This is a genomic window from Endozoicomonas sp. ONNA1, assembly GCF_024606325.1.
Lineage (GTDB): Bacteria > Pseudomonadota > Gammaproteobacteria > Pseudomonadales > Endozoicomonadaceae > Endozoicomonas_A.
In genome coordinates, this window is the sequence record NZ_JAHHPN010000397.1 from 1 (window position 1) to 8,432 (window position 8,432).

The 8,432-nt window shown below is 47.2% G+C and carries 4 protein-coding genes; 2 read left to right on the forward strand and 2 right to left on the reverse strand.

Annotated elements, in window-relative coordinates; translation table 11 throughout:
• On the forward strand, positions 1-2,573 hold a 2,573-nt coding region (locus KDK19_RS09120; RefSeq protein WP_257291787.1), incomplete at its 5' end, for a hypothetical protein.
• A gap of 203 nt (positions 2,574-2,776) precedes the next feature.
• Positions 2,777-6,031 carry a hypothetical protein gene (locus KDK19_RS09125; RefSeq protein ID WP_257291788.1) on the forward strand — a complete coding sequence of 1,085 codons (3,255 nt, stop codon included), beginning with the start codon at positions 2,777-2,779 and terminating at the stop codon, positions 6,029-6,031.
• 74 nt (positions 6,032-6,105) lie between these two features.
• Here KDK19_RS09125 and KDK19_RS09130 read toward each other — a convergent pair whose 3' ends face one another.
• The gene (locus KDK19_RS09130) at positions 6,106-7,509 is read right to left on the reverse strand and encodes a hypothetical protein (protein ID WP_257255024.1); all 1,404 of its coding nucleotides are present in this window, start codon (positions 7,507-7,509) and stop codon (positions 6,106-6,108) included.
• Between the two features lie 147 nt (positions 7,510-7,656).
• Positions 7,657-8,274 carry a LysE/ArgO family amino acid transporter gene (locus tag KDK19_RS09135; protein ID WP_257255023.1) on the reverse strand — a complete coding sequence of 206 codons (618 nt, stop codon included), beginning with the start codon at positions 8,272-8,274 and terminating at the stop codon, positions 7,657-7,659.
• Positions 8,275-8,432: the final 158 nt, after the last annotated feature.

Below are 8,432 nucleotides of genomic sequence, written 5' to 3' on the forward strand. Positions count from 1 at the left end.
CCGGTTTTCGCAGTCATGCCGGAGGTATAGCGGGCAGTGTTTCTGATAGCGTCATACATGATAGTGTGAACACCGGCACCGTTTTCACAACCGGATCCGCCAGCACAGGCGGCATTGCAGGATTGGGCGATCAGATATCTTCCCTGTCAAATGATCTGAATACAGGAAAAATAGTCTCCAGAAATTTACATTCCTCGCCCGCCGGTGGCATCGTCGGAACCCTGAAAAGCGACAGCATTGCTAACAACAATCTTAATACCGGTGAAGTTAATGTTGGCTTTACCGAATATTCCGGGGGCGTTGTAGGAAAAGCAGAAGCTGCGAAGGCATTATATAACCTCAACACCGGAAAAATTGCCTCGGATTACTCCAGAGCCTTCTGTAGGCTAGGTGGAAGCAGTGGCGGAATAGTGGGGCATGCCTCCAGGCAAAGCCTGGTCAGCAAAAATCTCAATACGGGTAGCATTTTTACAAGGGATTGGCGTACCTATGGAGGAGGAATAGCAGGGGATGTAGTCAACACTACTGTTGTTCAAAATGTTAATGCCGGAACGGTCACTACTCACGACTTTCAGTCATCTGCCGGAGGGATTACCGGAGAAGCTGAAGGTTCAGGCATTCGGGACAACCTGAATGTCGGAGCAATCATGACAAAAGATGCTGGCGGTCACTTAGGGGCTATTACCGGAGCTGCCACTCTTTCAACCTCAGTGTACAACAATGTCAATACAGGTTCGGTTGAAGCCCGGGACAGCCACTGCTACGTAAGCGGGGTAGCTGGCAGAGTTTGGAAGGCAGGTGCCATTGAGCATAACCTGGATACTTTCACAAAGTATCAATGGACCAGTGAGAGAGGTAGTGGGCGTAATATAGGTATCATAAGACTATCGAAAAGTACCCTCAAATCAAACGTAACCCTGTTAGACAGCACGCTCTGGAATGCCGGTGATGCATCACAGCTGCCGATGCTCAAGGGCATTAATACTCCCTACCGTGAACTTGCCCGAATAAATGGTACCAAACAGACAAACAATCAGTTCCCGTCGGCCCTGAATGAGTTTGCGGATCCCGGTGGTGCTGCAAATGCCACCTCTTTTGATCGTACTGTCTGGAACAGTCGGGATGGCTCTTTACCGTTTCTAAACATTTTCCCCAAACCACAAACATTACTGGCTGGGATTGACTGCACAAAAGGGGGGTTTGATTGCAGCGAGGATAAAACTCCGTCAGCTATGCAGCCCTATGAAACCCATTCACCCAGCCTGCCAGCTAACTGCCCGCCACCAGAAGGCACGCCCCTGTTTCAAGCGTATGACCCGGCAAACCAGCAGGTATACGTCGTCATTCAACCTGAATCGTTTTCTAAAGAAATTATTCTGGCTCGCTACAAAGGCCGTGAACTGGATAAACAATTTGGTCTGTGCGGCATTGTGACCTATACAACCTCTACCAAACACTCCGGAATGCTGGCTTCTTACCAGTCTCTGACAGGGCAGGTTGTTTACGAAACCGAAGGCTCTCAGCTCGGCTCTTCCCTCAATATTGTTGCAATGTCAAAGTCAGGAAAAGCGACGCTGTTCGAGTTCCCGTTGAGTGATATCCAAAGATACCGGGCACGATTCAGTGTCATTAAAAACGTATTTCCAGAGAATATTCAAATTAATGATATTGCTCATCATCAGGGTGCCATGTATTTAACAGGGAAAATCAATAACAACTTATTTGTTGGCCGCTATCACCAACGAAAATTCTTTTTTTCTGAAAAGTATTCTGCAAACTTTGGCCAATATGATGAGCAACAAGGACTCAATCTAAAGCTCTCCCCAGATGGCGAACGCCTCTATGTAACAGGCAAAAGTGATGACGATGTGCCCTATCCTCTGTTTATCAGACAGTACGACAGTCAACAACTAACCCCCGTCGCCTCTTTTGGCAACAATGGTAGAGAGGCAATGACCATCAATGACTTTGACACGATCAACAGTCAGCAGGACATCCTGATACAAAAAGATCAAATCTACGTTGCCGTATTCAGCCCTGAGAGAGAGAAACTTTCTATCCGCCGATTTGCCACCGACAATGGACAGATTGATAGTGCTTTTATTATTGACGACAAGATTGATTTTTCTCCCCTCACACCGGGTTCGTTTGTAACCGTCAGGCTGATGATAACGGGAGATCATTTGCACGCCATTATATACAACAGTGATGGACAACTGTCCGTGTTTACTTATAAAGATCAGGTCAAAGTCCATCGTTTCGACACCACATTTAAACCTGCGACAGCGGAGTCTATGCGTCTGGTTTTTTTGGGTAATAAAGCCTATCTGGCGGTTGAAGTTGCTGATATTGAGGAGGGTAGCAGGCAGGTACGGATGCAGGAAGTTTTTCTGGGTCTTGAAAACTTGAGTCCTCAAGAATTCCCTGCCACTTTATCGTCTGGGGTAAATACTCGATTTATAACGGGTTTTTTTGCAGGGTGTACTTTACTGCTTGGAACGGTTGCATTTTACGAACTCGCCAAGAGCTGGTTCAAAAAAGAACTAATTCAACAGGATGTGGAAACCCAATAATGTCTATTCTCAGGAACCGGCGAATGAGCCCCTGGAATGTCCAATCATCTCAGCCAAAAACAAACCAGGAAATTCCCCCTGATACCCCCTACTCAAACAGAAGCTTTCTCACGGTTCTCTGCATCTTTCTGCATGATGACATCACATGGTCTATATAGACGGGTACGATTATTTATTATCATTATCTCTACGGTAGTTCTTCAATGAATAAAAGTCTGATAAGAAATCAGAATCGGCTACTGACTATCAACAAAAAGTCGTCTGTACTATTGCTGTTACTTGTCGTTTGTATTCCAAACTGGGAAAGCTGGGCCGACACTATCGAGCTGGACAATAATAATTTCAATCAATATCTGAATGCCGACCACCCGGTCGAAGGTGACTATCGGTTGATCAGTGATATCAACCTGAGCCTCATTCCCTGGGAACCCGTTGGCAATGTCTCCGTTCCGTTTTCTCTCAATCTGGATGGCGGCGGCCATGTCATTTCTGGCCTTGAGGTTTCAACGTCAGCCTATAAAACTGCAACCGGCTTGTTCGGGTCATTAAATAACAGCATCATCAGGCGGATCCTGTTAAAACAGCCAAAAGTGACCGGTGCCGGGTTTAGGAGCCCGACAGGTGCGCTTGTGGGAGAGTTGAAAGGCAGCAGGATTGAAGAGGTGGTCAATTATGACGGAACCATCAAAACGAAGTTTTCTAACAGTCATGCCGGAGGTCTGGCAGGCAGTGTTTCAGACAGCGTCATACACGACAGTGTAAACACCGGCACTGTAATCACAGCATCAAGCGCCAGCACAGGTGGTATCGCTGGATTGGCCGATCAGACATCTACCATTTCAAATAACCTGAATACCGGAGCGATCATCTCCGGGGGTGCAGGTTCCTCGCCTGCCGGTGGCATTGTCGGAACACTGAAAAGAAGCGCTGCTCTCAATAATATGAATGTCGGCGACGTCACTGTTAGCCATACCGAAAGTTCCGGGGGGATTGCAGGAGAGGCAGCAGCAGCCAGAGTATCAAATAACCTGAACACTGGAAAAATGTCATCCACAGATGATCCGGGTATCGTCTACGTTAAACATGCAGGAAACAGGGGTGGAATAGTGGGGAGGGCATCCGGGCAAACCCTGGTCAGCAAAAACCTCAATACAGGCAGCATTTTCAACAACTATGATCGTACACACGCCGGTGGAATAGCGGGGCAAGTATACAATGCTACTGTTGTTCAAAATGTAAATACCGGAACTGTCAATACTGATAGCTGGTCATCATATGCCGGAGGTATTGCAGGAGGCGTTGAGGTCGGAAGCGTTCAGGATAACCTTAATGCCGGAGCGGTCATTTCGAAAGATTATGATTACGTCGGTGGCGTTTCCGGAGTTGCTGACGCGCCTGTCAATCCGGTCTTGGTTTACAACAATGTCAATACCGGGTCACTTGAAGCTAAGAACAGAGGCTATTACGGCACAAGCGGAGCAGTGGCAAAAGTTTGGATGGGAGAGCGTATTAAGAATAATCTGGATACATTCACAAAGTATCACCGTACTTTTGGTGGTCAGGAAGGATATAATGTAGGTGTCGTAAGAGTATCGAAAAACGCTCTCAAATCAAACCTGACCGGTTTGAGCAGCACACTCTGGAATGCCGGTGATGCATCGCAGCTGCCAATGCTTAAAGGCATTAACACCCCCTACCGTGAACTTGCCCGAATAAATGGCACCAAACAGACAAACAACCGGTTTCCTACAGTACTGAATGAGTTTGCAGACCCCGGTGGTTCCAATAATGCTACCTCTTTCAATCGTGCTGTCTGGAACGGTCAGGATGGCTATCTACCGTTTCCAAAAGCATTCTCCAAACCACAAACATTGTTGGCCGGAGTTGATTGCACACAGGGCGGATTTGACTGCAGCGAGGAAAAGAGCATCATGTCAGCCCCGTCAACTTCGTCAGTTCCGCCATCTACAAATCCTTCGTCGTATAAGGACTTGACTCACAGTAAATCCAGTACATCCTCCACAGCTTATTTAAGCGACTCCGAGCCTATCTGCCCGTCACTGGAGGGCAAACCTCTCTTCCAGGTGTATGACCCCGAAACCCAGCGAATTTACGTTGTCATTAAGCCTAAGTCGCGCTGGAAAGAACCTCGTCAAGAAATTATCCTGGTTCGTTATAAAGGCTCTGAACCGGATCACGGATTTGGTTGGTGCGGTATTGTGAGATACCTCCCCGTCCAGTCCCGTTTCAGAAATATGCTGGTGGGCTACCAGCCTCTGGCAGGGCAGGTTGTTCATGAAACCAAAGGCTCTCACCTTGACCTTATCTCAACAACACCTTCAGAAAAAACGATCTTGTTCAGGTTAGATGTCACTGACAGACACAGATCCAGAAGAGGAGTCAGAATACATAGCGACGAATTCCCTGAGAATCTTCAAATAAGTGATACCGCTTTTCATCAGGGTGCTATGTATTTAACGGGAACCATCGATAACAGCCTGTTTGTCGGACGTTACCGCCAGGGAGAGCGCATGCTTTCCAGAAAGTATCCTGAAAACAGTGGGCGGCTTGATAAGGAGCAAGCGCTTAATCTGGAGCTCTCACCCGATGGCGAACACTTTTATGTGTTAGGCATAAGTGATGAACATGCCAACCATCCCCTGTTTATCAGACAGTACGACAGTAAACAGCTAACCCCCTCTGCCTCTTTTGGCAATAATGGCGAAGAAAGAATCAACGCCATTGACGATGATATTGACTCAGTCAACAGCCAGCAGGACATCCTGATCAAAAAAAACCACGCCTACGTTGCCCTATACAACCCTGGGGAAGGGAGACTGTCTATTCGCCGGTTTGCCACTGACAATGGACAGATGGATAGCGCTTTTATTATTGAAGATGAGATTGATTTTTCTTCCCGCACACCAGACTCATTTGCAGCCGTGAAGCTGACGACAACGAAAGATTATTTGCACGCCATTATTTACAACAGCGATGGACGATTATCAGTGCTTACTTATAAAAATCAAGTCAACATCCATCGTTTCGCCACCACATTTAAACCTGCACCAACAAAGTCTCTGCGCCCGATTTTTGTGGGTAATAAGGCTTATCTGGCCACTGAAAACGATGAGATTAGGGAGGATGGCCGGAAGACGGAGGTACGAATGCAAGAAATTTCTCTGGGCCTTGAATTCTTCAATCACCAAAAAGCCCCTACTGCTCTGGCTGCTGCGGGGTCAGCTTCGCAATCAGCCTCAACATCAGCTTCAGGATCGGCAGAGGATACACCCTGGGGAACTGTGGCTGCTGCAGGAGGCACTGCAGTTGTTGTGATTGCAACCATCGCAGTCTATCTGGCGATCAAGAAGTTCAAAAGACAACCGACGGTATCAGAAATGGAGCCGAACGAATTGCAGCCATTACGCAATCTGCAGACAAGTTCTATAGGCTTGTGATATTCCTACCAAAGAAGTCTATAAGACTCGTTTTATGAGATTGCTCCAATGCATCGCGGTTGTCTTCCCCCCTTTTATAACGGATCAGCTGAAAAACAGAAGTTGCCTGACTTGCTTGCACAAGGTGACTCCTGTTTCTTTCTCCTGACCAGCTTGATACCCGCTTTTGCCAGAAGCTGCCGGTACTCGTGAGGTTTCAACCAGACAATGCGCCTCAGATCTTCCTCGCTCAGAATCTCATTAAGTGCCTCTCTCATCCGCGCTGTCTGCCCCAGCGGAAACTCTCCCACCATAATCAGAGGCAGATTAGCACCATCTTTATCCTTACCAATACCCTGTTCGCTCAGCCCCTCTACCACTCTTTTGATGGCTGGAATAAAGGTAGTCTTGGCACATTGGGTTAGCGTATCCTGACCGGCATACCAGTCTTTTTCAGTGACACCCTCTGGCACTTTATTCTGCTGCAACACCCAGAAGCCCAGATAGCCGGCTTCATTTTTCCTATCTTTCAAGCGAACAAACAGGTGATTAAATTTTCTGGTAGGCAGTGTAGTATTCAACCGCGCCTGTTCCGCTTTGCTATAGCCCAGATCAGGGTAGGCGAGGTATTCACCCTTAGGTGCGTGTCTATAAACATCAACGGTTGGCATAGCATTCATGGCTTTCAGAACCGGTACATGCCTCAGATCCAGTGTGTCAAAATCACTGGCTGTACAGGCTGCTGGCAGTTGATCAAGGAAGAATACCTGGATAGCTACGCCATATTCATAATCCCCGCCCTCACTGTCATAGGTCACCCGATCATGTCGCATTACACCATCCCGAATTCTGTAACCGATGGCATAGGTAGTCAGTTGAATAAAATCCAGATCCCTTAACTCGACGTCTTCACCCGCTTTCTGTTTGGCCAGTTTGGCCATCAGACGGGTATCTGAATCCATTTGTAACTGCTTATCGGGGGACATTTGGAAATGACGGAGCTTCAAAACCTCTTCCATGTTCTCGCGAATGTACTGCTCTTTGAAGACGACTCGGTCACCCACCACAAGGGCTTTTTTGTGATGGTCTTTATACCCGGCAATACCGACGAAAACGGCGTCAAGCTTGATTGTGTCATCATCCTTCAGATCAAGCCAATGGAAGCGGGCTGATTTCCTGAGATTATCAAGAGCATTAGCAAACAGAATCGTTTCTGAATCACGAAATACCAGATTGCCCGGATGACCCATACCGGTGAGTGAAGCCTCATAATAGTCTTCCTCATCCTTTGACCGACTGTAAGTGACATGAACCGGAGAGGCCACCGAGCTGGCCAGTACCTTCTCGGGATTGTCTGCCGAGGCCAGCACCATATTAACCTCAGCATTACTTTCATAGACCACCAGCACCAGATTGTCTGAATAGGTCTTGGCTAAAGCCAGTGAGCAGAACACACTGAGCAAGAACAAGACGACACTGTTTACGAGCCTGAGTCTCATCGGATCAACCCTTTTTCATAGAACCCTTAGCAAAGATTCTGTCCGATCGGACAGTAACCACCCATCCAGTTGTTAAGAAAAAAGTACTTGATCTTCAAAATAGTCAATGAAATGAAACCCGGAAGCATAATTCATTAGACAGAAAGGTTATAAAATATGCACCAGGTCCATTTGCACCAGACTCAGAGCCATGCTGAACATAATCAGACAGATCACCAGATCAATGATTTTCCATGCCAACGGGCGGGATAACAGAGGAGCCAGCTTCACAGCACCGAACCCAAGCCCATAGAACCAGATGAGTGATGCGGTGACAGCCCCTAGTACAAAATAACCACGCTGTTCACCGTACTGAGCACCAATACTGCCTAATAAAATGACCGTATCAAGGTAAACGTGCGGGTTAAGCAGGGTGACCGCCAGAGTTGAAAGCACAATAGCCCGAACCGATTTTTGCACCTGCCCTTCAGCCTTGAGCTGCTCAGTTTTGAAACTGCGCCGCAGTGAGATCAGGCCAAATCCGGTCAAATAAACAACGCCTGCCCAGCGGGCTAGTTCAAGCAGTGTATTACTACTCTGAATAAGAGTACCAAGACCCATAACACCAGCCAGTATTAGCAAGGCATCACAAACTGCACATAGGGTGGCAATCAGAACAGGAGACTCTCGACGTAAGCCGTGAGCCAGTAAAAAAGCATTCTGACTGCCAATGGCTATGATCAAACCACCGCTTAATAACATTCCGTTCAGATAAATCTCCAGCATTGTCTAACTTTCTCTTTTTTTTCACTATTTTTATCAAGTGACGAACGCCCGTTATTCTCTAACAGCAGGCTTTCACAATAAGTTTTGAGGCATGCTGCTCAATATTCATCTAGCAGCCTGTCGGACTTAAGCGTCCGTAGCGAGGATTGCAAGAAATT